General features: G+C 38.3%; 25 protein-coding genes and 1 tRNA gene. 8 read left to right on the top strand and 18 right to left on the bottom strand.

What is annotated here, in order from left to right; genetic code table 11:
• Nucleotides 1-2: 2 nt before the first annotated feature.
• The 7 genes from KKC91_10800 to polX are packed head-to-tail and all read left to right on the top strand — an operon-like array spanning nt 3 to nt 5,429.
• Nucleotides 3-1,049: a chorismate synthase gene (locus KKC91_10800; protein ID MBU0479039.1), complete on the top strand. Its 1,047-nt coding sequence runs from the start codon at nt 3-5 to the stop codon at nt 1,047-1,049.
• Between the two features lie 55 nt (nt 1,050-1,104).
• Entirely contained in the window at nt 1,105-1,605 is a 501-nt protein-coding gene (locus tag KKC91_10795; protein MBU0479038.1) for an ORF6N domain-containing protein, read from the top strand.
• Between the two features lie 33 nt (nt 1,606-1,638).
• Nucleotides 1,639-1,944 carry an MGMT family protein gene (locus KKC91_10790; protein ID MBU0479037.1) on the top strand — a complete coding sequence of 102 codons (306 nt, stop codon included), beginning with the start codon at nt 1,639-1,641 and terminating at the stop codon, nt 1,942-1,944.
• Nucleotides 1,941-2,561 (top strand): V-type ATP synthase subunit D, encoded by a 621-nt coding sequence (locus KKC91_10785; protein MBU0479036.1) that lies wholly within the window; start codon nt 1,941-1,943, stop codon nt 2,559-2,561. The genes KKC91_10790 and KKC91_10785 overlap by 4 nt, the downstream gene beginning before the upstream one ends.
• On the top strand, nt 2,561-3,238 hold the full coding sequence (gene ispD, locus KKC91_10780; GenBank protein MBU0479035.1) for a 2-C-methyl-D-erythritol 4-phosphate cytidylyltransferase: 678 nt from the start codon (nt 2,561-2,563) through the stop codon (nt 3,236-3,238). Before KKC91_10785 ends, ispD begins: the two co-directional genes overlap by 1 nt.
• Nucleotides 3,232-3,711, top strand: coding sequence for a 2-C-methyl-D-erythritol 2,4-cyclodiphosphate synthase (gene ispF / locus KKC91_10775; GenBank protein MBU0479034.1), 480 nt, complete (start codon nt 3,232-3,234; stop codon nt 3,709-3,711). Before ispD ends, ispF begins: the two co-directional genes overlap by 7 nt.
• Nucleotides 3,708-5,429, top strand: a complete 1,722-nt coding sequence (polX, locus tag KKC91_10770) for a DNA polymerase/3'-5' exonuclease PolX (protein MBU0479033.1) — start codon at nt 3,708-3,710, stop codon at nt 5,427-5,429. Before ispF ends, polX begins: the two co-directional genes overlap by 4 nt.
• Here polX and purE read toward each other — a convergent pair.
• Together purE and purD are read right to left on the bottom strand one after the other, a co-directional pair.
• Nucleotides 5,415-5,912, bottom strand: coding sequence for a 5-(carboxyamino)imidazole ribonucleotide mutase (gene purE, locus KKC91_10765; protein ID MBU0479032.1), 498 nt, complete (start codon nt 5,910-5,912; stop codon nt 5,415-5,417). The genes polX and purE overlap by 15 nt on opposite strands.
• Before the next feature lie 15 nt (nt 5,913-5,927).
• On the bottom strand, nt 5,928-7,202 hold the full coding sequence (gene purD, locus KKC91_10760; GenBank protein MBU0479031.1) for a phosphoribosylamine--glycine ligase: 1,275 nt from the start codon (nt 7,200-7,202) through the stop codon (nt 5,928-5,930).
• A gap of 110 nt (nt 7,203-7,312) precedes the next feature.
• On the opposite strand from purD, the gene KKC91_10755 reads away from it, so the two are divergent.
• Nucleotides 7,313-7,386, top strand: a tRNA-Met gene (locus tag KKC91_10755).
• Nucleotides 7,387-7,395: 9 nt separating this feature from the next.
• On the opposite strand, the gene KKC91_10750 is transcribed toward KKC91_10755, so the two are convergent.
• The 16 genes from KKC91_10750 to KKC91_10675 all read right to left on the bottom strand — a co-directional run bounded on the left by KKC91_10750 (nt 7,396) and on the right by KKC91_10675 (nt 25,357).
• On the bottom strand, nt 7,396-8,241 hold the full coding sequence (locus KKC91_10750) for an FAD/NAD(P)-binding protein (protein MBU0479030.1): 846 nt from the start codon (nt 8,239-8,241) through the stop codon (nt 7,396-7,398).
• Nucleotides 8,238-9,251, bottom strand: coding sequence for a 4Fe-4S dicluster domain-containing protein (locus KKC91_10745; GenBank protein MBU0479029.1), 1,014 nt, complete (start codon nt 9,249-9,251; stop codon nt 8,238-8,240). Before KKC91_10745 ends, KKC91_10750 begins: the two co-directional genes overlap by 4 nt.
• On the bottom strand, nt 9,248-10,099 hold the full coding sequence (locus tag KKC91_10740; protein MBU0479028.1) for a 4Fe-4S binding protein: 852 nt from the start codon (nt 10,097-10,099) through the stop codon (nt 9,248-9,250). Before KKC91_10740 ends, KKC91_10745 begins: the two co-directional genes overlap by 4 nt.
• The gene (locus tag KKC91_10735; GenBank protein ID MBU0479027.1) at nt 10,096-10,530 is read right to left on the bottom strand and encodes a hydrogenase iron-sulfur subunit; all 435 of its coding nucleotides are present in this window, start codon (nt 10,528-10,530) and stop codon (nt 10,096-10,098) included. Before KKC91_10735 ends, KKC91_10740 begins: the two co-directional genes overlap by 4 nt.
• 11 nt (nt 10,531-10,541) lie before the next feature.
• Nucleotides 10,542-14,993, bottom strand: coding sequence for an FAD-dependent oxidoreductase (locus KKC91_10730; protein ID MBU0479026.1), 4,452 nt, complete (start codon nt 14,991-14,993; stop codon nt 10,542-10,544).
• 211 nt (nt 14,994-15,204) lie between these two features.
• On the bottom strand, nt 15,205-16,191 hold the full coding sequence (locus tag KKC91_10725) for an ankyrin repeat domain-containing protein (GenBank protein MBU0479025.1): 987 nt from the start codon (nt 16,189-16,191) through the stop codon (nt 15,205-15,207).
• Nucleotides 16,192-16,223: 32 nt separating this feature from the next.
• Nucleotides 16,224-17,303 carry a hypothetical protein gene (locus KKC91_10720; GenBank protein MBU0479024.1) on the bottom strand — a complete coding sequence of 360 codons (1,080 nt, stop codon included), beginning with the start codon at nt 17,301-17,303 and terminating at the stop codon, nt 16,224-16,226.
• 86 nt (nt 17,304-17,389) lie between these two features.
• Nucleotides 17,390-19,135, bottom strand: a complete 1,746-nt coding sequence (locus KKC91_10715) for a GAF domain-containing protein (GenBank protein ID MBU0479023.1) — start codon at nt 19,133-19,135, stop codon at nt 17,390-17,392.
• 6 nt (nt 19,136-19,141) lie between these two features.
• Complete coding sequence (locus KKC91_10710) at nt 19,142-19,621, bottom strand: 4Fe-4S dicluster domain-containing protein (protein MBU0479022.1); 480 nt, start codon at nt 19,619-19,621, stop codon at nt 19,142-19,144.
• 47 nt (nt 19,622-19,668) lie between these two features.
• A complete protein-coding gene (locus KKC91_10705; GenBank protein MBU0479021.1) occupies nt 19,669-20,586 on the bottom strand; it encodes a methylenetetrahydrofolate reductase in 918 nt (305 codons plus the stop codon).
• A 6-nt stretch (nt 20,587-20,592) separates the two neighbouring features.
• Entirely contained in the window at nt 20,593-21,264 is a 672-nt protein-coding gene (locus tag KKC91_10700; protein ID MBU0479020.1) for a methylenetetrahydrofolate reductase C-terminal domain-containing protein, read from the bottom strand.
• Nucleotides 21,261-22,151 (bottom strand): bifunctional methylenetetrahydrofolate dehydrogenase/methenyltetrahydrofolate cyclohydrolase FolD, encoded by an 891-nt coding sequence (gene folD, locus KKC91_10695; GenBank protein ID MBU0479019.1) that lies wholly within the window; start codon nt 22,149-22,151, stop codon nt 21,261-21,263. Before folD ends, KKC91_10700 begins: the two co-directional genes overlap by 4 nt.
• Nucleotides 22,152-22,155: 4 nt before the next feature.
• The gene (locus KKC91_10690) at nt 22,156-22,608 is read right to left on the bottom strand and encodes a hypothetical protein (GenBank protein ID MBU0479018.1); all 453 of its coding nucleotides are present in this window, start codon (nt 22,606-22,608) and stop codon (nt 22,156-22,158) included.
• A 64-nt stretch (nt 22,609-22,672) separates the two neighbouring features.
• A complete protein-coding gene (locus KKC91_10685) occupies nt 22,673-23,083 on the bottom strand; it encodes a hydrogenase iron-sulfur subunit (GenBank protein ID MBU0479017.1) in 411 nt (136 codons plus the stop codon).
• Nucleotides 23,084-23,090: 7 nt separating this feature from the next.
• On the bottom strand, nt 23,091-24,326 hold the full coding sequence (locus KKC91_10680; protein ID MBU0479016.1) for an FAD-dependent oxidoreductase: 1,236 nt from the start codon (nt 24,324-24,326) through the stop codon (nt 23,091-23,093).
• Complete coding sequence (locus tag KKC91_10675) at nt 24,323-25,357, bottom strand: FAD-dependent oxidoreductase (protein MBU0479015.1); 1,035 nt, start codon at nt 25,355-25,357, stop codon at nt 24,323-24,325. The genes KKC91_10680 and KKC91_10675 overlap by 4 nt, the downstream gene beginning before the upstream one ends.
• Nucleotides 25,358-25,365: the final 8 nt, after the last annotated feature.

The following is a 25,365-nucleotide window of genomic DNA, read 5'->3' as shown; positions in this document are numbered from 1 at the left end:
ATATGTTGCGTTATCTTACAGCAGGTGAATCACACGGGCCAGGTCTTACAGCTATCATTGAAGGCATGCCAGCTGGATTGAGGATAAATAGGGCAGAGATAAATAGAGAACTTGCAAGAAGACAATCCGGATATGGCAGAGGTGAAAGGATGCAGATTGAACATGATACTGTTCAAATAACCTCTGGACTACGCATGGGATTAACACTCGGTTCGCCGATTACAATGACCATAGAGAATAAGGATTGGCAGAACTGGAAAAATGAACCTCCTATAACAAATCCCAGGCCAGGACATGCTGATCTTGCTGGAATTATGAAATATAATCAACTGGACATAAGGAATATCCTTGAACGCTCAAGTGCTCGCGAAACGGCAGCTAGAGTTGTAGTTGGCACAATTGCTAAAACGCTGCTTAATAAATTTGGTATAGAGATTATAAGTTGTGTATGTGAAATTGGTGGTGTGAAAAAAAATGAGAAACTAATGAGAGAGAAAATAGACCAAGCACGAAAAAATGGCGATAGTCTGGGAGGCATATTTGAAATAACAGTAAAGGATGTTCCTGTAGGATTGGGATCTCATGTGCATTGGGACAGAAAGCTGGATGGAAGACTGGCTCAATGTTTGATGAGCATTCAAGGAATAAAGGGTGTTGAAATAGGTCTTGGATTCGCTGCATCAAGAAAACCAGGTTCAAAGGTTCATGATGAAATAATATATGACTGCAATTTTGAACGAAAGACTAATAATGCCGGTGGAATTGAAGGAGGTATTTCAAATGGAGAGGATATAGTTATTCGCGGAGCAATGAAACCAATTCCCACTATTAAAAAGGCTCTTAACTCAGTAGATATAATTACAAAAAAAACTGTTAAAGCAAAAGTAGAACGTTCTGATGTTTGCGCAGTTCATGCAGCAAGCGTTGTAGGAGAAGCAGTCGTAGCTTTTGAAATTGCGAACGCTATGTGTGAAAAATTTGGCGGAGACAGCATTAAAGAGATGAAGCGAAACTACAATTCCTACATCAGAATGATAGGAAAGATTTGAAGTCACAAATTAAGACCTCCAATGTGTTAGATATAGAAGTAGAGTTAATCTCATGATGAGTTTAGCGTTACAAAAAACAATAGAAAATAAAATATTTTTAATTAGAAACAAGAAAGTGATGCTTGATAGGGATTTGGCTTTGCTTTATGAAGTGCCTACTAAAAGGCTTAATGAGCAGGTAAAAAGAAACACAGAACGCTTTCCAGAAGACTTTATGTTTCAACTTACAAAAAGAGAGAAGGCAGAGGTGGTCGCAAATTGCGACCGCCTTAAAACACTTAAGTTTTCGCCTCAACTTCCTTACGCTTTTACAGAACAAGGCGTTGCTATGCTATCCTCTGTTCTTAACAGCAAGAGAGCCATTCAAGTAAATATTCAGATTATGAGAACATTTACGAAACTCAGAGAAATACTTGCAACTCACAAAGATTTGCAACGAAAAATAGAAGATATGGAAAGCAAATACGATAAGCAGTTCAATATTGTTTTTGAAGCTATAAGACAGTTATTAGAACCACCACCAGAAAAATCTAAAGGAAGAATAGGGTTTGTATGATTGTGGAAAGCACAACAAAAAAAAATTGAACCCATGCCGATAAATAAAGTTGTATTGGATAATTACAAAATTGATTTTACAGGCTACACGGATTTTGAGATATCCGTATTGAAAGAAACCCGGAAAATTTCATATGGAAAAACAAAAAATTATTCTGACATTGCAAAAGCAATTGGAAAACCAAAAGCTGCCAGGGCAGTAGGCAATGCTCTTGCTAAGAACAAAACTCCAATATTAATTCCATGCCATAGGGTCATAAAATCAGATGGCAGTCTTGGTGGATTCACTATGGGATTGGAATGGAAGAAGAAACTATTGGAACTGGAAGGGATAACATGAGAATTCAGGTAAATCCAACGCGAATGGAGGTGTTAAATCTTAGGCGAAGACTTGCACTTGCAAGGCGTGGGCACAAACTGCTTAAAGATAAACAGGATGAACTCATGCGCAGGTTCATGATATTTTTAGAGCAGAACAAAGAGCTTCGTAAAAAAGTTGACGAGGAACTAAAAAAAATCTTTAATCTGTATTTGGGGGTATGTTCCCGGACAAATAAAGAATCATTATACTCTGCAATAAAATACCCTCAGGAGATACCTGAATTTCTTTCATCAAAACTAACAGTTCTCAATATAAAAGCACCACACATTGAAATAAGCAAACCAGGGAATCCTTTTTCCTATGGATTTAAGGATACATCCCCAGACGTGGACATTGCATTAAGCATGCTGAGCGCGCTTCTTCCTGAAATGCTGAAGCTGGCAGAAACAGAAAAGCTCATACATCTGGTAGCAGATGAGATAAAAAAAACCAGAAGAAGAGTCAATGCACTGGAATATATCTTAATACCAAATCTGGAAGAAACAATAACCTACATTACAATGAAGCTCAGCGAACTTGAGCTTGCAAACATTGTCAGACTAATGAAGATTAAGGATATTGCGCGGGCAAAATAATGAGAGTATGTGCACTGATCCCTAATGCTGGGTCTGGGGCAAGGATGAAAACTGCCCTTCCAAAACAATATCTTGCCTTAGATACCAAACCTGTCCTCATTCACACACTGAACATACTTGATAAAGCGAAATGCATAAATGAAATCATCCTGATTTCAGATAAAAAATACATAGAAAAGTCGCGTTTGCTGATTCAAAAATACAATATCAAAAAAGTTTCAAGAATTGTCTGTGGAGGCAAAACAAGACAGGAATCAGTTTACAAGGGACTTATGAGTATTAGAAACACGCCTGATATTATACTAATCCATGACGCAGTAAGACCATTTATTACACAAGAACTTATTAATAAATCAATAAAAGCTGCTTATAAGTATGGTGCTGCTGTAATAGGGCTTCCTTTGTTTGACACAATAAAACTGGTTAAAGATAATTGTATTGAAAGAACTGTTGATAGAAATAACTTATGGAGAGTTCAAACTCCTCAGGTATTTAGATACAGCCTTATAAAAACTGCATACCAAAAAGCTAATAAAAACAAGTTTTCAGGAACGGACGATGCTTCATTAGTGGAACAACTAAATCATTCTGTTAGGATAGTTCAGGGCTCTGAGGAGAATATAAAAATTACAGACCAAAAACAATTTAAATTACTTGGAGGGAATTACAAATGCTGATTGGAATAGGTTATGATATACACAGATTAGTTATAAACCGTGATCTTATTATAGGTGGAGTGAAGATTCCTTTTATATTTGGACTAAAAGGCCACTCTGACGGAGATGTTCTGGTTCATGCTATATGTGATGGGATTCTTGGCGCAATAAATAGAGGTGATATTGGACAACATTTTCCAGATGATGACCCGCTTTTTGAAGGCATCTCCAGCCTTAAATTCCTTGAAGAAATGGATCCTATCCTACGAATGGAAAATCTCGAAATTAACAATATTGATACCATCATATTTGCAGAAAAGCCCAAGATGGCTCCTTATATTGATAGTATGAAATTGAACATTGCAAAAGCATTAAATACTAAAAAGGATAAAATAAGCATAAAAGCTAAAACATATGAACAACTCGGACCAATAGGAGAGGGAAAAGCTGTTGGCGCACAGGCAATCGTTAGTCTGCATGTTAAAGAACTATGAATAATAAAGAAATTGCCGAAATATTCCATTCTATAGCCGATATTCTGGAGATTAAGGCTGAAAATCCATTTAGGATAAGGGCTTATAGGAGAGCTGCGCAGGTAATCGAAGAACTATCTCAATCTATTAAAGATATCTATACTAATGGCAAGTTGCCAAACATACCGGGCATTGGAGAGGGAATTGCTGGAAAAATATCAGAGCTTGTGCAAACAGGAAAACTTGCTGAATATGAGACAATTAAGAAAAGTGTGCCTTCCGGATTACTGGAGATGTTGAATATATCAAGTGTTGGGCCTAAAACAGTTGCTCTTATCTACAAGGAACTGGGTATAACAAGTGTTGAAGAGCTTGAGAAAGCAGCTAAAGATCATAAACTGGCAAAGTTCTCGGGAATGGGAGAGAAAAAGGAAGAAAATATTATCCGTGGAATTAAAATCTTACGGGAGACTAAGGAAAGAATTCCCATATATGAGGCAGAGGTAATTGCACAGGAGATAATTAACCAGCTTAAAAAGCTAAGAGCTGTAGATAAAATCAGTATTGCAGGCAGCTTACGCAGACAGCGGGAGACAATAGGAGATATCGATATATTGGTCGCCTCTAAAAACTCAGAGAAGGTTATGGATGCTTTTACAACATTGCCTCAGGTTAAGCAAATACTGGCAAAAGGAAGCACACGTTCAAGTGTTAGAATTGAGGGTGGAAGACAGGTAGATATACGAGTTGTCGAAACAGATTCCTTTGGCGCGGCGCTTCATTATTTTACAGGGTCAAAGGCTCACAACATAAGAATAAGAGAATTAGGTATTAAAAAGGGGCTTAAAATTAATGAATATGGTGTTTTTAAACGTGCTCTAGAAGATAAGAAAATCGCTGGAAGAGAGGAGATTGATGTCTTTAAAAGTATTGGCATGCCTTATATCTGTCCTGAGATAAGAGAGGATCGCGGAGAAATTGAGGCAGGACTTTCAGGGACACTCCCAAAATTAATAGAAATTGATAACTTGCGAGGAGATTTACATATTCACTCAAACTGGAGTGATGGAACAAATTCTATAGAAGAAATGGCAGAAGCTGCAATAAAAAGAGGATATAAGTATATAGCGATATGTGACCATTCCAAAAGTCTGAAGATTGCAGGAGGGCTACACGAAGGAGAGCTCATAGAACGACAAAAGGAGATTGATGAATTAAATAATAAATATAAGAACTTTCAGATATTATCAGGTATTGAGCTGGAGATACATATCAATGGAGAACTTGATTTCAGCGATGATATATTGGAAAGCCTGAATGTTGTAATTGGCGCAATACATACTGGATTCTCCCAGGATGAAAAGGTAAATACAGCCAGAATTATAAAAGCTATGGAAAACAGAAATGTTGATATTATTGCCCATCCTACTGGCCGCTTACTTGGGAAAAGGGAAGGGTATAAAATAGATATTCCCGCAATTCTAAAAGCCGCGGGAGATACAGAAACTGCACTTGAAATAAATGCCTTTCCTGAACGCATGGATCTAGCTGATGTCTATCTTCAAGAAGCAAAAGAAAAAGGCGCTAAATTCGCAATTAATACAGATGCTCATAGTATTTTACAACTAGATTTCGCCAAATTTGGCATTGGAGTCGCCAGACGGGGCTGGCTCGAAAAACAAGATGTTATAAACTGTCTTAATATAGATGAATTGCAAAAATTCTTAGAAACTTCTTAGCTTTTCATTATCCTTCTCAACTTTATCAGCAAGCTCCTTTCTATACTCTTTAAGCTTCTTTGTAAGAGAAGGAGTTTTTAGAGCCAATATTTCCGCAGCCAGTATACCTGCATTCTTTGCTCCGCTCTTGCCAATAGCCATAGTGGCAACTGGAATTCCACCCGGCATTTGCACTGTTGAATACAGAGCATCTACGCCTTTTAGTTCAGAAGACGGGATTGGAACTCCAATTACAGGAAGAAGGGTATGCGAAGCTATAACTCCACCGAGATGCGCTGCTGCGCCTGCTCCCGCTATTATTATTTCCAGCCCCTTCTTTGCAGCATTTTTTGCGTACTCTGCCGCTTTAGCAGGAGTACGATGCGCAGAACATATTGTTAATTCATATTTAATATCAAAAAAATCCAATATCTTACATGTCTCCGTTATACACTCTTTATCTGATATACTTCCAATTACAATTCCCACTTGTGGTTTAGCCATGTTTTGTCTCCTCTCTTATAAATACTTCAGTGCCTTATCTGCAATATCACTCCTAAAATACATCTTGTTAAAATGTATTTCTCCAACTGCTTTATACGCCTTATCAATAGCCTGTTCAATATTAGCACCAAGAGCTGTTACGCCAAGAACCCTTCCGCCAGAGGTTGTAATATCTACTCCTGCTAAGGCTGTGCCTGCGTGAAATACAATTACATCCTGTAATTCCTCAGCTTGTTTAATACCTGTTATTACTTCTCCTTTTTTATATGCGCCCGGATAACCTCCTGATGCTATCACAACACATACTGCCGTCTCATTTCTCCACTCAATACTTGCTTCATTCAGCTTTCCATCTATACAGGATTCCATAACATCAATTAAGTCTGTTTTTAGTCTTGGCAGTATTACCTGTGTCTCAGGATCTCCGAATCTCACATTAAACTCAAGGACTTTCAGTCCGCTCTCTGTAATCATGAGCCCTGCGTAAAGAACGCCTTTATATGACATTCCTTTTTTTCCCATCTTATTTATTATGGGTTGAAAGACCTGCGAGGATATTGTCTTCATCATCTCTTCATTAATAACCGGAGCAGGGGAATATGCTCCCATTCCTCCTGTGTTTGGCCCCTTATCTCCGTCATAGATTGCTTTATGATCCTGAGACGTGACCATTGGAATAAAATTCTCTCCATCACAGAATGCAAGTATTGACGCCTCTTCTCCAACTAAGCATTCCTCAATCATAATTCTATCTCCAGCTTTTCCAAATGCCCTTTTAACCATTATCAGCTCAACTGCTTCTAATGCTTCTTCCTTTGTTTTTGCAACAACTACGCCTTTCCCAGCAGCAAGTCCGTCAGCTTTTACAACAATGGGAACAGGCTGCGATTTTATGTACTGTGTGGCTTTATCTGAATCTTCGAATATTTCGCACTTACCTGTTGGAACTCCTGCTTCAAGCATTATTTCTTTTGCAAAGACCTTACTTCCTTCAAGCTGAGAAGCATCCTTTGACGGTCCAAAGACTCTTAAATTTCTTTTTTCAAATTCATCAACTATACCCTTTGTAAGGGGTGCTTCAGGGCCAACCACAGTTAAATCAATTTCGTTCTCTTCTGCAAAACGGATAAGTTCAGAAATATTCTCAGCTTTTATCGGAATACATTCTGCCTTCTGACTGGTACCAGCATTTCCCGGAGCGCAGTAGATTTTAGAAACTCTTAGACTCTGAGCAATCTTCCATGCAAGAGTATGCTCACGTCCACCACTACCGATAACCAGAACCTTCATAAAAAATCCCCTATTTTGTAAATTTATTATAGAGTAAGTGCTGCTCAAAATCAAACTTGACAGGATTTTTCATCTTACCTATAATCACAAATACTCTGTGAACGATAATCGGCGGTGTAGCTCAGCTGGTTAGAGCGGGAGAATCATAATCTCTATGTCCGGGGTTCGAATCCCTGCACCGCTACTAATATAGTTAATACTCCTTAGGCATATCACTTAATTCAGCAAGAGAAAAGATAGGGCCATCTTTGCAGACGTATTTGTTGCCTATATTACATCTACCGCACTTTCCTATACCGCACTTCATTCTCATTTCAAGTGAGTTTAATATATTCTCAGGAGAGAATCCTAATTCTGTAAGTTTTGGGATCGTAAATTTTATCATTACAGGCGGGCCGCATACTATTGCTACTGCGTTTTGAGAAGAAGGCCGAACTTCTCCCACAACAGTTGGGACAAATCCTTCTCTTCCCTTCCAGTCTATATCTCCTTTATCGACAGTAACATATAATGTTATGTCTTTTTTCTTACTCCACTCTTCCAACTCTTTTTTATAAATTAAGTCGTCTGGACTCCTTGCCCCATAGATGACTGTAATATTTTTGAACTTGCTTCTGTTATTGTGATGAATCATATATGTAGTTAAGGAACGCAGAGTTGTAAAAGCAAAACCGCCTCCTATAACCACGACACTTTTACCTATAATATTCTTTGACTGAAAACTATTGCCAAAAGGGCCGCGAATTCCAATTCTATCCCCTATGAACAGGTTATGAAGAGCACTTGTTAGGACTCCTTTTGGATACCACTTAACAGTGAACTTTAAAATCCCCTTCTCTGTTGGAGATGATGCTATTCCTATTGGCGCTTCTCCAGCACCCAAAACAGACACCTCTGCAAATTGGCCCGGTAAATACGAAAAACTTTTCTCATCTTCCTTGTTTGTAAATGCAAGCTCAAATGTTTTTATATCCTTAGCTGTTGTTTCATCTACTATGTTTTTAATTATCATAGGTATAGGCAAATAGGGATTATTCATTTCGACTCCAGTATATCTTTTAGTACTTTTCGAATATCCAGATTAACAGGACAGTACTCCACGCATCTTCCACAGCCTGTGCATCCATAGCCGCCTACATTTGTCTTTAAATAATCAAATTTATGCATGATTCTCTGCCGCCATCTTTCCTTCTGCGTTGCTCTGGGATTATGACCTGAGACATGTAATGTAAATTTCGGGAACATACACGAATCCCAATTCCTCACCCTACAACCTTTCTCTCCTATAGTTTCGTCCTGAATATCAAAACAATAACAAGCCGGACACAGATATGTACATATACCGCATTTTATGCATTTCTCGTGAATTTCTTCCCAGATTGGAGAGTCAAACATTCCATGCAATTTTTTATTTATATCTTTTATTTCAAAAACAGGGCATAGCCCTTTTAATGCATTCTTTTTAAGTTCCTCTGCTTCATTGATATCCTTCTGAGAAGCAGTATCAAGATGCGCAAAGAGTTTTTCACTTTGTTTTGTTACAGGGATAATGAAATACTTTTCTTTTAGTTCAACAAACAGAGCGTCAAGTCCTTCAATTGAAAAAGGACCTCCTCCAACAGATGTGCAAAAACATGTTTGATCGAGTTCATTACACGCCATACCTATAATGATAGTGTTTTTTCGCCTGCTTTTGTAATATGAATCAGGTATATTCTCAAAAAATACCTTATCCAGCATAGCAATGGCCTTCCCGTCACAAGGGCGAACCCCAAATAGGAGACTTTTTCTCTTTCTTTCCTTTAGATCTGTAATCTCATTACTGTTTCCCTTTTTAACAAACCTGAAAAGCTCCTCTGATTGAGGAAGTAAAAATTCCTTCACAGAATTTTTTGTATTTGAATAGGAAAGGCATATATCATCTACTTTATCAATCTTCGAGAAAAGGATACCTTCCTCTTTCTTTACAGGGGCAAAGACATCGTACTCTTTAACAAGCTTACTGATAAATTTTGACAAATCCTTTTTTGCTAATATCTTGCTCTTCATTTTATAAAATCCTGCGTATCATCTTCTTTAAATGTTGCAAACGGAGGTTTAATATCTATATCAAGTCCTGTTTCATAGTCAAAAAGTGTTTCCCCGTCCTTTGTAATCTTCTGTGTGAACTGCCTCAAGTCTATATTCATTGGACAGGCTCTTACACATGCTCCGCAATCCGTACATCTTCCTGCCTGATGGAAAATACGTCCAAGATGAAAGAAAATAATATCAGAGAGATTATTAGTTGTGCCAACCCATCTTGGTTTTTCCTGATCAATAAAACACTCTTTGCAATAACAGGTTGGACATGCATTTCTGCACGCATTGCATCTTATGCATTTTGATAATTCTGATTCAAGATATTGCCATTTATCAGAAGAAGCTTTTTTTCCAAAATCTTCAATTTTTTGCCACTTTGTGCCTTTGTGTCTTTGTGCCTTGTTTTCTACAACTTTATTTCCAACAAGCACGTCATATATCACGGGATTCTTATGTTCGCATATAAGGCAGTAATCATGAAGCACATTGTTCTTATCGGTCATTCCTTCGCATGGTACGCCAATAATGTATAACTGCTCCCGTTTTATCTGATTTTCCTGAATAAGAACTACTATGGATCTTGAATCACACCCTTTAGCTACAATTGCAATTTTATCCTTGCGCTTTGGCAGATAATTTGCCAGATTATTTCCACAGAACGAGTTCCATATAAGTCTATCCACCTGATCAGGTGTTTTTATAAAACACGGTGTTGCACACAAAGGGAGTGTCCCCTTTTCAAATCCAATAACAACATCTACCTTCTTTTCTCTCAGGAGTTTTTTAGCAATCTCTTGTATCTTTTTAGCTTTCATATCTTCTTCACCATTTTTTTTGCAGGGCCTAGTTTTTTAACATCCTCGGTAACTTGTTTTATAACTTCCGCAAACTTGCCGCCTTCAGAAGCGGACACCCATGAGAAATGTATTCTTCCCGGTTCAATGCCAACATACTGAAGCAAGCTGTTTATGATGGCAAATTTTCTTCTAGCATGATAATTACCCGTTAGATAATGGCAATCTCCCGGATGACAGCCTGAAACCAAGACCCCGTCAACTCCACGCTGAAGAGATCTGATTATATACAAAGGATTCATTCTTCCTGAGCACGGTACACGAATAATTCGCACATTTGGTGGATACTGCAGTCTGCTTATTCCAGCCAGATCAGCTCCAGCGTATGAACACCAATTACATAGAAAAGCAATTATCTTTGGCTGCCAGTTGCTAATTTTGAGTTTACTCATCCCATTATCTCCTACAACGCGTCAATCTGCGCAAGAATTTGTTCATCTGTAAAACCACTAACGGTTATTGCGTTTGGTCTGCATGATGCAGAACATGCTCCACATCCTTTACATAAGGTAGAATTTACAACAGCAATACTGCGCTCCTCATCAATCTCTATTGCCTTATAAGCGCATACTTCAACGCATAATCCGCAGCCGTCGCACTTAGTTTCATCAACAACAGAAATAGTGCCCTCTGCAAAAATCTGTTTTTTAGCCAGAACAGTGCATGCTCTCCCTGCTGCTGCATATGCCTGAATAATACTTTCCCTTATATTTTTTGGCCCATGAGCAAGACCGCACATAAAAACACCTTCAGTTGAAAAATCAACAGGACGGAGTTTCATATGCGCTTCAAGAAAGAACCTGTCCTCATTTAACGGCACTTTCATCATTTGTGAAAGCTCTATATTTTCAGGATTAGGTATAATTCCTGCACTCAAAACCAATAAATCTGTATCTAAATTCAGCTGCTTTCCAACGATTATATCTTCAACAGAAATAATCAATTTCTTTTTATTATCCAGTTTAACATCCGGTTTCTCATCATCGTTGTATCTTAAAAAAATCACCCCTCTATCCCTTGCTTCTCTGTATGCGTCTTCATAGAACCCGTATGTTCTCATGTCCCTGTACAGAATATAAATCTCAATCTCAGGATTTATTTTCTTTAATAGGAGTGCGTTCTTTATTGCCTGCTGGCAACAGACTCTACTGCAATAAGGTCTCTTGTCATCTCTTGAGCCAACACACTGAATCATTACAATAGACTGCTTGGCATCCAGGTTAATATTGGAACAGGATATCATATGTTCCAATTCCTTTTGTGTAACAATTCGTTTATCTCTTCCATACAGATATTCTTTTGGCTTATATTCCTCTGCTCCTGTCGCAACAATAACAACTCCATGCTTAACCTCAACTGGTTTTGAGTTTTGCGCTTTAATTTTTGAATTAAAATTCCCTACATATCCTTCAATTTCTTCAACATGTGAGTTGAAGTAGACTTTTATATACTTATTATTCTGAACTTGTTTTCTCAGGTTTTCAAATTTGTTCCTGATTTCTTGTCCGTTTATATCAAAATAGATATTTCTCAGATTTCCTCCAAGTTCAGCTTCTTTTTCAATAAGATGTGTTTGGAATCCATTGTTCGCTATTGACAGCGCAGTAGTCATGCCGGCTACACCCCCGCCAATAACAAGAGCCTGCTGCGCTATATCTGAGGGAATTCTTTCAAGAGGACGTTTAAAGCGCGATTTTGCTACAATCATTTTAACCAAATCCTTTGCTTTGTCTGTAGCCTCTCTGGGCTGCTTCATATGTACCCATGAACATTGATCCCTGATATTCCCCATTTCAAATAAATAAGGATTCAGCCCGGCTTCTTTAATTGTCTCCTGAAATAGAGCCTCGTGTGTTCTCGGAGAACAGGAAGCAACGATTACCCTGTTTAAGCCATGCTCCTTAATCTTATCCTTAATTATTTGTTGAGTATCCTGGGAGCATGTATATAAATTCTCATCAGCATACACAACATTTGAAAGTGTTTTTGCATATTCAACAACCTCTTTAACATCCACCACACCGCCAATATTAATACCACAATGGCATACAAAAACACCTATTCTGGGTCCCTGTCCACGAATATCAAGCTCTTTTGGATATGCTTTCTCTTTTACTAATGCACCACGCACACTAAATAACGGCTCAGCAGCAGCGGCAGCAGCTCCGCTCGCTCCCATTACAGTTTCAGGAATGTCCTTTGGCCCGCTAAAAGCGCCGCATACAAATACTCCAGGTTTAGAGGTATGCAGGGGAAGAAAGTCCCTTGTATCACAAAAATTATATTGATTAAGCTTAATGCCGGTTTTTCTTGCAAGATTGGAAATCTTTTTAGAAGGCTTGAGCCCTACTGAAAGAACAACAAGATCAAATTCCTCAAAGAATATATTTCCCTCTTCATTGACATATCTTAATGTAATATTACCTGTGTTTTTATTTTCAACTGCTTCTGAAACTCTTGATCTTATAAATCTTACGCCATATTCAGCTTTTGCTCTTTCATAATATTTGTCAAAGTCCTTGCCATACGCCCTCATATCCATGAAGAAAATACCAATATCCAGTTTCTCCCTGCTGTGTTCCTTTGCTATAATTGCTTCTTTTATAGCATACATACAACATACTGAAGAGCAGTATCCAGCTTTGCAGTCAACATCTCTTGAACCAACGCATTGGAGAAAAGCAATTCTTCTTGGCGGTTTCCTGTCAGAAGGTCTTAATAGATGCCCTTCGTAAGGCCCTGAAGCAGATAAAATTCTCTCAAATTGAATACTGCTTATTACATTTTTAAATCTGCTATATCCATAATCATATTTCAATTGCGGATTAAATTCCTCAAAGCCCGGCGCAAGAATTATTGAGCCAATATTTATATGTGCAAATTCATCTTTCATGTTATGGTCTATTGCATTTGCCTGACACGTCTTTTCGCATTCACCGCACCCGGAACAAATTCCGCAATTGAGACATCTTTCCGCTTCTCTCTTTGCGTCTTCTTCTGAAAATCCAAGCTCAACTTCAGAGAAATTTTTAATCCTTGGTTTAATATTAAGCTCTGGCATTCTCACTCTGTTTTCAAGCGCAATATAATCTCCAACATCCGGCTCGCTCGGATTACCATGAACTGTTTTGTACGTTAATTTTGCCCCCTGTAAATACCCCATTATTGACACAGCTGCTTTCTTCCCAGCTGCAATTGCCTCTATAACCGTGCCTGGTCCGCTGGTAACATCTCCGCCTGCGAATATGCCTCCTTTAGCGGTCTGGCAGGTGTCAGCATCAGCATCAATTGTATTCCATTTACTGATAACTATGCCATGGTCTCCTGAGATAAAAGATAAGTCAGGAGATTGGCTTATAGCAGGTATAAGCATATCTATCTCAATAGCAAAATCAGTTTTCGGCACTGGAACTGGCCTTCTTCTTCCGCTGTCATCAGGTTCACCAAGCTTCATTTTTTGACAAACAACCTTGCGAGCTTCGCCCCTTTCTCCAACTATTCTCAATGGCGCAGCTAAATAGATAATATCAATTCCTTCTTTCTCTGCTGCTCTTATCTCCTCCTCATCTGCAGGCATTTCTACTCTGGTACGCCTGTATATGATCGTCACTTTACTGGCTCCCAGTCTCAGGGCAGTTCTGGCAGAATCCACAGCTGCATTTCCTCCTCCTATAACGGCAACTTTCCCTTTAACTTGCTTGAGCTTGCCTAGATTTGCCTCTCTCAAAAATGCCACGCAATCCAATACGCCTCGCATCCCTTCACCGGGAATACCCAGCTTAAGCCCCTTATGAGCACCTGCTGCAATGAACACAGCTTTATATCCCATTTTGTTTTTTAAGTCGCTAAAACTGATTTTATCTCCTATGCAGATATTTGTTTTTATCTCAACGCCCAGGTCCTGAATCATTCTAATTTCTTTGTTTAATATATTTTTAGGTAGGCGATATTCAGGTATGCCTACTGCAAGCATTCCACCTGCAACAGGCAATGCTTCAAATACTGTAACAGGATATCCTTCTCGTGCTAGATCATAAGCACAGCTCAAGCCAGCTGGTCCAGAACCAATAATTGCAACTTTTTCCTTCTTTCTTCGTTGCTTTTCCTTAATCCTTAATCCTAAATCCTTAATCCTATTTTTCCCTTCCCAATCCGCAAGGAAGCGTTTTAGAGATCTTATAGCAATTGGCTGATCATATTCTCCTCTTTTACATTGTGCTTCACATGGATGATGGCAAACTCTGCCACATACTGCAGCAAATGCAATCCTCTCTCTCACAAGATCAAGGGCTTCTTTATACTTGCCTGCAGAAATAAGCGCAACATATCCATGCGGATTAACCCCTGCAGGACAGGCAAGTCTGCATGGGGAAATATCATTCTTCTCAATTGTATACGCATTTGGATATGCCTGTGGAAATGGTCTGTAAATAGCTTTACGGGATATTAATTCCTGGTTGAACTCATCAGGAACTTTTACAGGACATACATCTTCACATTCAGCGCACCCAGTACATTTTGTTGTATCTATAAATCTGGATTTTCTCTTGATGCATACTATAAAATTGCCAGCTTGACCAGAAATATCTTCTATCTCTGAATATGTGATATTCTCTATATTTAGATGCCTGCCGCACTCAACCAGTTTTGGGGACATTATGCACATAGAGCAATCATTGGTAGGGAAGGTTTTATCAAGCTGAGCCATTACTCCGCCAATTGTCGGCGACGATTCCACAAGATAAACCTTAAACCCTGACTCAGCCAGGTCTAAAGATGCCTGTATGCCCCCGATTCCTGCACCAACCACCATTACTGAAGCTACAGGTTTTTTAACTAATTCTTGATAACTCATTACCATTACCAATTAAAAATATCCATAAATCTTGTAGGCACTTATTAATACAATTGTAGTCAGTTTGGACTTCAATATTAAGATATATTGTCCTCTTGCTGTCATCTTCCTGCTTGACAGGAAGATCTATAAAGGCACTGGATTCTCCGATCAAGTCGGAGAATGACAAAAAGAGCGCCTCGTCACCTGCACTCCTCGCCCAGAACCGAGATTATTCACATGCACCTACTGTCTTTAACATCTTTATTACTTCTGTATTTGGTTTATTGGGATAAAAGCATGCCCATTTCAATATTGACTGACCTCGCACTGTCGCATTAACATTCACTCCTCTATCAATAAGCAATCTTACTACATCTGAATACCCCTCCACTACCGCAACTCTCAACAATTCCTCAAGTTCTTTAGGGTCGATAAATAATATATTATCAAGTAATAGTTCAAATGTATCAAAATATTTTATGGCATAATACAAAACGTTATTGCCATTTTTATCAACAATATCGATCTTGGCTTCATTTTCAATGAGTAATTTAACTATTTTGGGATGCTGCGAGTAGTAATTTACAGCCAGCATCAATGCCGTAAGACCTTCTTTTTGTTGTGCATTAACATCTGCCCCGTTCTCAATAAACAATTTAACCATTTCTAAATGTCCATAAAATGCTGCTATCATCAACGGTGTTCTATCGAAAGCATCTTTTATATTGACATTTAACCCTTGCCTAAGTAATAACTTCATCTCCTCAACATCTCCATAATAAACAGTTTGGATCCACTGTGGAGTGTACTTTAATTTAAGGTTTCCCTCTTCTCTTGTTATAAGATTAGAACCGAATGAACGATGATCAAATTCATTATGATATTTAATTTGTATTTCGCTGTCCTCAATTTTTGAAATAGTATATTTAGAGTTGGCATGATGATCTAAGTGAGAATTAAATGTCTCCCCTCTTTGCAGTACAGAATCCATTTGCCAGCCGCCTCCCCATACATTGATTCTACCATCAATAATAATATGAACTCCTTTCTCCGAAGGAGAGAGAAGGATAATATCTCGACTTAAAAATTCTTTCACCTTCTCATTATTAACATTATCTATTCTTTCTACTCCATGCGTTTTTATCTCACTGCATCCCAAGGGTACTCGAATAAGCATAAATACGATTACTAATGTTAAGATTTCAACTGTTTTCATTATCGTCACCCATCTGCGGAACAAAATCTCATTTAACGTCTCGCGTGCATATGAAGCCGACGAAGGCGATTTGGGTGAATGGCTGTTAGACATCGAGCATCAAGTTGAACACCTTGAATGCCAAGTAAAACTCCCAAAGTGATTTTATATGCTTCTTCAAAAGATGTTCCCTCAACATTTAAAATTATATCAACTTCCTCATGTTGTCGCTTTCCATCCACCTTAAGTTTAGGTTGCTGCTTATTAATATCCGACGTTATTGCAAATAGCCCGCCATTCCACCTATCAACCAGTTGTGATAGCGGGCAATTCTTGATCTGCATAGAAAATTTGTTGGCGGTAAATGTAAAAAGACATTTTCCTAAAATTGCGTGACCATAGCTCCTCAATTGAATACGCTGATTGCTGTCAAAAAAGTTCTCAGGCATAAGTGTGTCGGATGCCATTCCCGGCATCAAATCATAAAGACATGTCAATGCATTGAAAAAATTTTGTCTTGTATACATCACATATGTTCCTTCCGTGAAATCCTCCCATTCTCGCAACAGCTTCGGATACCGCTGCTGTTCGAAAAATTTTTGTAAATCATCCAAGGTCTCTTTTTGCATCGCCGTAAGAATCCCTTTTTTCACTGCAACCTTAAACACTTCAGGTAGAGGATATTCCAAAGCTCCTTTTTCCCCGGGATCAAACCAAAGTAAAGTTAATAACCCCTCTTCTTTCCTTTCAACACATTTTGCCCTGATATTTGCTTTAACGCCCAAATGGAATGTTCCTATTGGTATTGTTGCCCTCATTTCGAAATGTGTAGCCCGCTTAACGAATGGAGCCACTAAAGACCAGTCATCTACTGGCCAAATCAACCAATAGGAAAAAGCCTCATCCAAGCTCAACTGCCTAGGAATTTTTTCTGAAAGTTCAACATAAGTAAGCTCATTAATCTTTTTCTTCGTCGTTCGAGCATTTTCAGGTAAACCACCCCAAATTGAAAATCTACCTTCTATTGGAGAGGGGTCTACATGCTCAGCAGATATGTATGAACAAAATAAAACCAGCATGAACCATACAACAGTACTAATCATGTATTTTTTCATTAATATCTTTAACCTCATCGCATATCCTCCTTTGGCTGAAATCTCACCTTACTTCGGCTATGCTCCCTAAATTGGCATATTTTTTATAAAATCTTTTTAGTATATTATCTCCGCTTAATTACCTTTATGAAAGCGTCTACTGCTTCTGGATCGAATTGTGTTCCTTTATTCTTCTTGAGTTCCTCAATAGCTTGATCTTCATTCATTGGTTTCTGTCTGTAGGGTCTTCTGGATGTCATTGCGTCAAAGGAATCTGCAACTGCCAGAATTCTTGCAATAAGCGGTATGTTCATTTTTTCAAGACCATCAGGGTAACCCCTGCCGTCAAAACGTTCGTGATGATGTTTTATCATTGGAACTGTATTTCTGAGGAACTCCAGCGGTTCTACGAGTTCTGCTCCTTTTGTTGGATGTGTCTTAATCTCTGCAAACTCTGCAGTGGTTAATTTGTCTGGCTTGTTTAATATTCCGTCCGGGATAGCAATCTTTCCAATATCATGCAACCGCCCTGCATATCTAATAATTTTTAATAGTCCCTCTTCTACCTTGAGTTCCTTTGCTATGCCAATAGCATAATTTGTAACACGTTCTGAATGGCCGCGAGTGTATAGATCTCTTGCCTCAATCGTAAGAGCAAGGGTTTCTATTGTTTCTAAATAATTTTTCTTAATGGTATCGTAAAGCTTGGCATTCTCTATGGCAACCGAAACATGATTTGCAAACGCACTCAATAAATCAATATCATTCTGCTCAAATTCATGTGGGGATTTTTTGTAAACACTGATCAATCCTATCACTCGAATCTTAGATTTTATTGGGACAGAAAGTAAGGCGATCAATCCTTCCTTTTTTAGAAATTCATTATAATCTACCCTTTTGTCTTTTCGAATATCGCCTATTGCAACTGGCTCCGCATGCTCTGCAACATAACCTCCAACACCTTCTCCCATTTCCAACGGTCCTTTTCTCATATACCCATCACTCAGATTGTGCCCGGCACGAATCAGAAGCTTGTTCTTGTCCTCATCATCCAGCAGTCTCAAAGAACATGACTCAGTATTTGTTATCTCTGTTGCCATTTTTGCAATGTAATCCAGTGTCTCCTGCAGATTAAGTGAAAGGTTGATTTTTTCACTAACACTGCATAGAGTGGCGTGTTCTTTGGCTTTCGTGGTAATATTGTGATATGCGCGAACATTTTCAACCAATATAGCGGATTGACTCGCAATAGCTATCAAAGAATCTAATTCATCCTGAGTGAATGATTCGCCGTTTTTTTTATTTGTGCAGTTTATAACTCCAAGCAGCTCTCCTTTTGAAATCATAGGAACGGATAATAGAGATTTTCCCTTGTATATAGGATTATTTGTTCCTGAAAATCTTGATTTTTCAATATCTTCTATAAGCAAAGGCTGCCTTTCCTGCGCCACCCATCCAGAGATTTCTTTTTCTTCTCCCAGTTTTATTCTGGTACTCTCTATTATTTCATCCCCTAAACCAACAGCCGCTTTTATGCTCAATAGGTTTTTATCCTTATTAAAAATCATTATGCTTCCTACTTTGCAATCAAGTGCCTTTGTTACCACATTAATAACCTTACTCAGAATTTGTTCAAGATTTCCTGATGATACAAAAACGCTGCTTATGCTTTGTATTGCTGATAGCTGCTTAACCTTACTGGAAAGCTCATCAACATGTTCTTGAAGATCCTTATTAAGTTTCTCAAGCACACCGTGATATTTTGTTTCTGTAATATTCTCCCGCTTTTTCAATAAAAGGAATATATTTATTACAATCATTGCAATTAATGTTACTAACAAAAAGAAATTTATAATGACCTGCAATGGCATGTTTTTTTACCCCTGAGATTTTATGAACTCTTTGACTTTAGCTGTTATATTCTCTCCTGCTTTATCAACTGGTTGTTCTTTTGTAAGACACTTAATAATATCAAGTCTTATTTTTTGTGCCAGATTATCAATGTTATACACCTTATCTAAAAAATCCTTCCTAACATGACCTTCCTTTATTGCTAGGTACCTGAGCGCTGCCATAATATCTGTAAATTTAACATTCTGCGGGCATTGCGCGTAGCATGTATAACAGCTACAGCAATACCAGATTACTTTAGAGGAGAGTACCTCTTTCTTCATGCCAAGCAGTACCATGCGAATAATTTTTCTTGGATTGAACTCCTCATCTACTTCACTCACAGGACATCCTGCAGTGCATGTGCCGCAGGAAAAGCATTTTTTAATATTTTCTCCGCCTGGCTGTGCACCTACCTCATATTTAAAGTTTTTATCAAGTTCATCCGAACTAATTTTATCTTTCACTTGCCCTTTCTTCCCTTAATTTAAAATTCATAATCAAAAATTCAAAATTATATTTGTGGTCTTGGAAATAATCCGACTCTTTTTACGATCTCGGGCACTACTTCTTCCCATTGAACTGCCATTATATGAATACCATGAATGCCTTTTATTTTTCTCAGCTCTTCTATTGTTTCAATACATATATTTATACCTTCCTCCTTAGGGTCATTAGCGCTCTCTATACGCTTCAAGATTTCCTGAGGCACACTAATCCCTGATACGTTTTCAGCCATATGTTTCGCCATATTATATGATTTAATGGGGGTAACGCCCGCGAGAATGTGCGTCTTCTTGTCTAAGCCTTTATCCTCCACTATTTTCATCCATTCAGAAAACCTGTTCATATCAAATATACACTGTGTTTGAATAAAATCCGCTCCAGCTTTTATTTTTTTCTCAAGTCTTATAACTCTGAATTCCAGAGGATCTGCAAAAGGATTTGCTGCTGCGCCTATAAAGATTTGGGGAGGCGTTTTTATCGCATCACCGCCTAAGACCTTTTGTTCATCCCTCATCATCTTCAAGAGACTTACAAGCTGTATGGAATCTATATCAAACACATTTTTTGAATCGGGATGGTTTCCAAAACACTGATGATCGCCAGTAATACAGAGAATATTTTTCACCCCTAATGCAGCTGCGCCAAGAACATCACTCTGTATAGCAATCCTGTTGCGATCCCGACAGGTTATCTGAATTACAGGCTCAACATCCTCATCTAAAATTATTCTAGCTGCGGCTATACTGGACATTCTGACTATTGCGGTTTGATTGTCAGTAAGGTTTGCTGCGTCTACATAGTTTTTTAATATCTGCGCCCGTTTTATAACAAACTCTTTATTTGCGCTTTTAGGAGGCCCTAATTCTGCAGTAATAGCGAACTTGCCTGAATTTAAAACAGTCTCAAGATTACTTCCTGATTTCATAAACTATCATTCTCTTACATCCTGCCTTATGACTTTTCTGGGACCTCCGTCTCTTGAGGTCTTCCAGCTTTTTGCAGGCTCTATTTTTAGAAGTTTATCAAGTTGTCCAATGAGTTTCATTCTGTCATAGATTAATTGCCATGCACAATCAATATTATCCGGATCTACCTCGCATTTACCATCTACTGATCCTCCGCATGGACCATTAAGCAGGCTCTTTGAACATCGGGCAATAGGGCATATGCCGCCAAAATCTGCCAACTTGCAGTCTCCACATCCAGCACATGTTTCAGTCCATTGTCCCTGCTCCTCAGGCAAACCCATAAACTTTGTATTAAGTGCAGGATAAACTGGTTTTTCTTCATACATCTTTCCAATAAGCTGCACTCCTACTCCACAAGCCATGGAAAGAATTTTATCATGTGCTTTAATTTCGCTCTCTATTTCTTTAACAAACTCTTCTTCACACTGACGTTCTGTAACCTGTTCTGTAATTTCTATGGTCTTACCTTGTTTTTTTTTTGCTATTTTGATTAAAGAAGCTAGTTCAGAAACCTCTTTTTCTCCACCTGCCATACAAATGGCTACACAAGCGTTACAGCCAACAATAAGCAGCTTCTCACAATCTTCAAGCATATCAAGAATTTCTTGAATAGGCTTTCTATCAGCAACTATCATTTTATCGATCTCTGCATTCTCGCAGCTTTTATGGTATTATGCATAAGCATTGTAATTGTCATAGGCCCAACGCCGCCTGGAACGGGTGTAATAGCGCTCGCTACTTCTTTTACTTCCTCGAAATCCACATCCCCAACAAGTTTGTATCCCCTTTCTGAGCTTGGATCATCAACCCGATTAACTCCCACATCTATAACCACTGCGTCCTGTTTAACCATATGCTTTTTTATCATTTCCGCTTTTCCAATAGCAGCAATCAATATATCCGCCTGTTTTGTATAGTAAGACAAGTCCCCGCTTCGTGAATGGCATACGGTGACTGTTGCATTAGCCCCTTGCGCTTTTTGAAGCAAGATTAGGGCAACAGGTTTTCCCACAATATTACTCCTGCCAACTACAACTACATGTTTTCCTTCAATCTGAATACCGCTTTTAAGAAGAAGCTGCTGAATGCCATATGGAGTGCATGGCAGAAAGGAAGGCTTGCCAATAACAAGATTGCCCACATTTACCGGATGAAAGCCGTCAACATCCTTTGATGGATCAATAGCGTTAAGAACCTTATCTTCATCAATATGGTCCGGCAGGGGAAGCTGAACAAGAATGCCATGAACCTTCTCATTTGCATTGAGCTTATTAATAAGTTCCAGCAGGTCTTGTTCCGGAGTTTCCCGCGGCAGTTTATGCTCCTCAGAGTATATCTCCAACCTTGCACATGCCTTTTTTTTCATACTCACATAAACCCTTGAAGCTGGATTCTCCCCTACAAGCACAACAGCAAGCCCGGGAATTAGATTATATTTGTCTTTAAGGCTCCCCACCTCAATCTTCATCTCCTCTTGCATCTCGGCAGCAATCGCCTTACCATCTATAATCTTTGCAGACATATGTTTAGTATCCTGCTTGATTCAGATATCTTATATGAAACTCATAGCACCTATTGTGTGCAACCTGGATAGTGCGTCCAAAATATCCTGGTTTTCCCCATCTTATCATCTCCCATATGCCAAGCGGAACGCCCCACACAAGACCTGTAACAAGTGATTCTGCAGCTATTATAGGAGTAGCTATAAGAACCTCAAATATAGTCTTTTTATCTTTTTCACGATAAAGATTAGGCTTTAGAGGATAATCCTCTGGTTTAGCTCTCCATGTAAACAGCTTCCATGGGATTGATACAAACGGCGCAATAACCGGTGCCGGCAGCCATGTCGGCATAAAGAGTAACTCCCTGGTTGCCTGATTTGATTGCCCTATTAACGATTCTTCTTCCTGAGCAAATACAGCAAGACTTGCAGAAAAAATTAGTGTTATTACTATTAACGCAGCTAAAAACTTCTTCATTTCACTCCTCCTTTTTAATTCATACTTTTAGTTATATGCACATTAGTAATTTATTTTTTATCCTTCAAACACCTCCTTTCCATCGTTCCTCATACATCGGCCCAAGCTTTGAAGCCTGTAACATTACATCCTCAAAAGCACTACAAAATTTCTCTTCCATATTAGGTGCAAAGTTGAGAATTTGCAAGCGTTTATCCTCAATGTCCAATTCCTTTAACATGTTACAAGTGGCCTCCACAACTTTTTCTACTCTTATATTTCCATTTATAAAGTGACATGCTTCTTCTATGCATGCAATTACTATAACCATATCCTTCCCGGATTCAAAACATTTAAGTATATGAATACTACTAATCTTCCCAGAACATGGAACCTTTATAACTTGAATATTGCTGTGGTGTTTACAAACACTTAACACAGTTTCGTAAACTGAATTCTCACAGCAGAAGACAGTAATATTTGGTTTATATGTCATTACAAAATCATCCTATAAGCTTAAGTATCTTCTCATCCTCATATTCCCTGAGCTGTATTGCTCTTGAGGGACATAGCGACGTGCAGATTCCACATCCAAAACATGCCTCTTCAATAATCTTTGCAGCTTTCTTGCCCGCTTCGCGAGAGAACTCTATATCTATTGCTTTATGAGGGCATGAACGTATGCATGTAAGACAAAGCGCGCATTTCCCCTCATCTACTTCTGCTGTCTTCTCATCAATTTCTATCGCACTCTTTGCAATCAGGTTATGAGCAGCATATGCAGCTGTTAACGAATCATCTAATATATCATTCAGCCCGGCATCAATATGACATGCTCCAGCAAAGAATATGCCTTTCCTATTTGACAAATTTGGCATAAAGTGAACATTGTTATTCTGGAAAAACCCTTGTTTATCTCTCTCAACACCTAGTATACCCGAGAGCTCTTCTGTGCCCTGGCTGGGAAGAATATTCTCTCCAATTACCAGCCAGTCACACTTCAGTTGAAGATTTCTTATGTCTATTCCCTCTACAGCAGAATCTGTTGAGCTAAGTTCAACAAATATTAGGTTGTTATATGGAGATATTTTCATCTGAGACTTAAGAGGCTTTATAAATACAACTCCTTTTTCTCTGGCATCCGTATATGATTGCTCAAATTTCTTACCAGCAACTTTTATACTGCGGGATATTACAAATACCTCACATCTTAATTTTTCTCTGAGAAGCAAAGCATTTTTTAGTGTAGATAATGCTATTATTTGAGAATCTTCCTTGTCAAAGTCACATAGAAATACGACTTTTGACAATCTTCTTATCTTGCTATCTGCAATGTAATCTTCAAGATGGGTATGATTGATTATCCCTTGAGAATTGCAATCCATCTTTGGCGTGGATACATCAATTCCGGTTGCAATAATAACTGTCCCATGTTTGATTTTAATTAATTTTGAATTTTGAATTTTGAATTTTGAATTGAAGCTTCCTACATATCCTTTTACCTCTACTAATTCCGCAGAGGTAAATACAGTTATATTTGAAAATTTCTTTAATTTTGCTATTTGCTCACACATGAAATCTTTTGCACATATACCCATGCCATACACGCTGAAAAGATTATTTAACCTGCCACCCAGGATTTCCCCTCTTTCAATTAGAGTTACTTTATGCCCTTGTTCCCCAAGGTATATTGCAGCAGTTATTCCTGCAATACCACCGCCAATTATAAGAATGTTCATAAGTACCCCATCACATCTATTGCAGTTTTCTCTGCGTGCCGAATAGATTCTGATATGCTCTTTGGCCCTTCACATGTACCTGAGAGAAAAACACCTTGAACATTTGTTCTTGTAGAAAAATTATCAACAGGTTCAAAAAAACCGAACTCGTCTGTATTAATTCCAAGAAGACTCTCAATTTTCCTATTCTCCTCTGATGGCATCATGCCTATAGAAAGAACAAGAAGATCATAATCCCTCTCAACAAGCTTAGCCTTTGTTACATCTTCATACAAAACCCTTACTGATTTAGTCTCAGGAATTTCTTGTGCTCTTGTTGGTATACTTTTTATAAACTCTATTCTTGAATCATCCTTACATTGGTCATATAACATATTGAATTCTTTGCCTGAAGACTGGATATCCATATAGAAAACATCTACCTTAATTTCAGGGAAGGTTTCTCTAAGCATCATGACGAGTCTCAAAGCATAACGACAGCATACTCTTGAACAATAACCTTTATTTAATTGTTCATCCCTTGACCCCACACACTGGATGAATGCTGCTTGCTTTGGAATTTTATCCAAGAGGTTAAATTTTTCTTTTTTTTTGAAATGCTCTTCAATATCCAGACCTGTAAAAACATAAGGAATTCTCCCGTAACCAAATCTGCCTTTTTCCCTTGCATCAAATGGAGTAAAACCAGTTGCGACGACTATTGCGTCTACTTCTACAGGCATGATCTTATTATTGTGTTTTATTTGACCAGAAAAACCAGCTTTAGACCTTAAAATATCGGATATATCTGAATCTAAATATATTTTAACATTAGGATGAACCTTTATCCTGTCTGTCCTATCCTTTAGAAGACAAGCCCCGCATTTTGTGCAAACATCATCTACCGCTTTACAACAAAATTTTTGAACATGACCGCCTATTGAAGATGTTTTCTCTACTAAATGAACAGTTATTCCTCTATCTGCAATCTCTAAAGCTGAAATAATGCCTGCTATTCCCGCTCCGATAACCAGCACATTTTTATGTTTCATTTAATATC

This window comes from bacterium, assembly GCA_018812485.1.
Taxonomy (GTDB): Bacteria; JAHJDO01; JAHJDO01; order JAHJDO01; family JAHJDO01; genus JAHJDO01.
The sequence above is the reverse complement of the archived record's forward strand: the minus strand, read 5'-3'. Positions and strand labels throughout refer to the sequence as shown.

Excerpts from the sequence above, each read along its gene's own strand:
- KKC91_10800 (MBU0479039.1), top strand. The coding sequence starts at position 3 with ATGTTGCGTTATCTTACAGCAGGTGAATCACACGGGCCAGGTCTTACA.
- KKC91_10795 (MBU0479038.1), top strand. The coding sequence starts at position 1,105 with ATGAGTTTAGCGTTACAAAAAACAATAGAAAATAAAATATTTTTAATT.
- KKC91_10790 (MBU0479037.1), top strand. The coding sequence starts at position 1,639 with ATGCCGATAAATAAAGTTGTATTGGATAATTACAAAATTGATTTTACA.
- KKC91_10785 (MBU0479036.1), top strand. The coding sequence starts at position 1,941 with ATGAGAATTCAGGTAAATCCAACGCGAATGGAGGTGTTAAATCTTAGG.
- ispD (MBU0479035.1), top strand. The coding sequence starts at position 2,561 with ATGAGAGTATGTGCACTGATCCCTAATGCTGGGTCTGGGGCAAGGATG.
- ispF (MBU0479034.1), top strand. The coding sequence starts at position 3,232 with ATGCTGATTGGAATAGGTTATGATATACACAGATTAGTTATAAACCGT.
- polX (MBU0479033.1), top strand. The coding sequence starts at position 3,708 with ATGAATAATAAAGAAATTGCCGAAATATTCCATTCTATAGCCGATATT.
- purE (MBU0479032.1), bottom strand. The coding sequence starts at position 5,912 with ATGGCTAAACCACAAGTGGGAATTGTAATTGGAAGTATATCAGATAAA.
- purD (MBU0479031.1), bottom strand. The coding sequence starts at position 7,202 with ATGAAGGTTCTGGTTATCGGTAGTGGTGGACGTGAGCATACTCTTGCA.
- KKC91_10750 (MBU0479030.1), bottom strand. The coding sequence starts at position 8,241 with ATGAATAATCCCTATTTGCCTATACCTATGATAATTAAAAACATAGTA.
- KKC91_10745 (MBU0479029.1), bottom strand. The coding sequence starts at position 9,251 with ATGAAGAGCAAGATATTAGCAAAAAAGGATTTGTCAAAATTTATCAGT.
- KKC91_10740 (MBU0479028.1), bottom strand. The coding sequence starts at position 10,099 with ATGAAAGCTAAAAAGATACAAGAGATTGCTAAAAAACTCCTGAGAGAA.
- KKC91_10735 (MBU0479027.1), bottom strand. The coding sequence starts at position 10,530 with ATGAGTAAACTCAAAATTAGCAACTGGCAGCCAAAGATAATTGCTTTT.
- KKC91_10730 (MBU0479026.1), bottom strand. The coding sequence starts at position 14,993 with ATGAGTTATCAAGAATTAGTTAAAAAACCTGTAGCTTCAGTAATGGTG.
- KKC91_10725 (MBU0479025.1), bottom strand. The coding sequence starts at position 16,191 with ATGAAAACAGTTGAAATCTTAACATTAGTAATCGTATTTATGCTTATT.
- KKC91_10720 (MBU0479024.1), bottom strand. The coding sequence starts at position 17,303 with ATGAGGTTAAAGATATTAATGAAAAAATACATGATTAGTACTGTTGTA.
- KKC91_10715 (MBU0479023.1), bottom strand. The coding sequence starts at position 19,135 with ATGCCATTGCAGGTCATTATAAATTTCTTTTTGTTAGTAACATTAATT.
- KKC91_10705 (MBU0479021.1), bottom strand. The coding sequence starts at position 20,586 with ATGAAATCAGGAAGTAATCTTGAGACTGTTTTAAATTCAGGCAAGTTC.
- KKC91_10700 (MBU0479020.1), bottom strand. The coding sequence starts at position 21,264 with ATGATAGTTGCTGATAGAAAGCCTATTCAAGAAATTCTTGATATGCTT.
- folD (MBU0479019.1), bottom strand. The coding sequence starts at position 22,151 with ATGTCTGCAAAGATTATAGATGGTAAGGCGATTGCTGCCGAGATGCAA.
- KKC91_10690 (MBU0479018.1), bottom strand. The coding sequence starts at position 22,608 with ATGAAGAAGTTTTTAGCTGCGTTAATAGTAATAACACTAATTTTTTCT.
- KKC91_10685 (MBU0479017.1), bottom strand. The coding sequence starts at position 23,083 with ATGACATATAAACCAAATATTACTGTCTTCTGCTGTGAGAATTCAGTT.
- KKC91_10680 (MBU0479016.1), bottom strand. The coding sequence starts at position 24,326 with ATGAACATTCTTATAATTGGCGGTGGTATTGCAGGAATAACTGCTGCA.
- KKC91_10675 (MBU0479015.1), bottom strand. The coding sequence starts at position 25,357 with ATGAAACATAAAAATGTGCTGGTTATCGGAGCGGGAATAGCAGGCATT.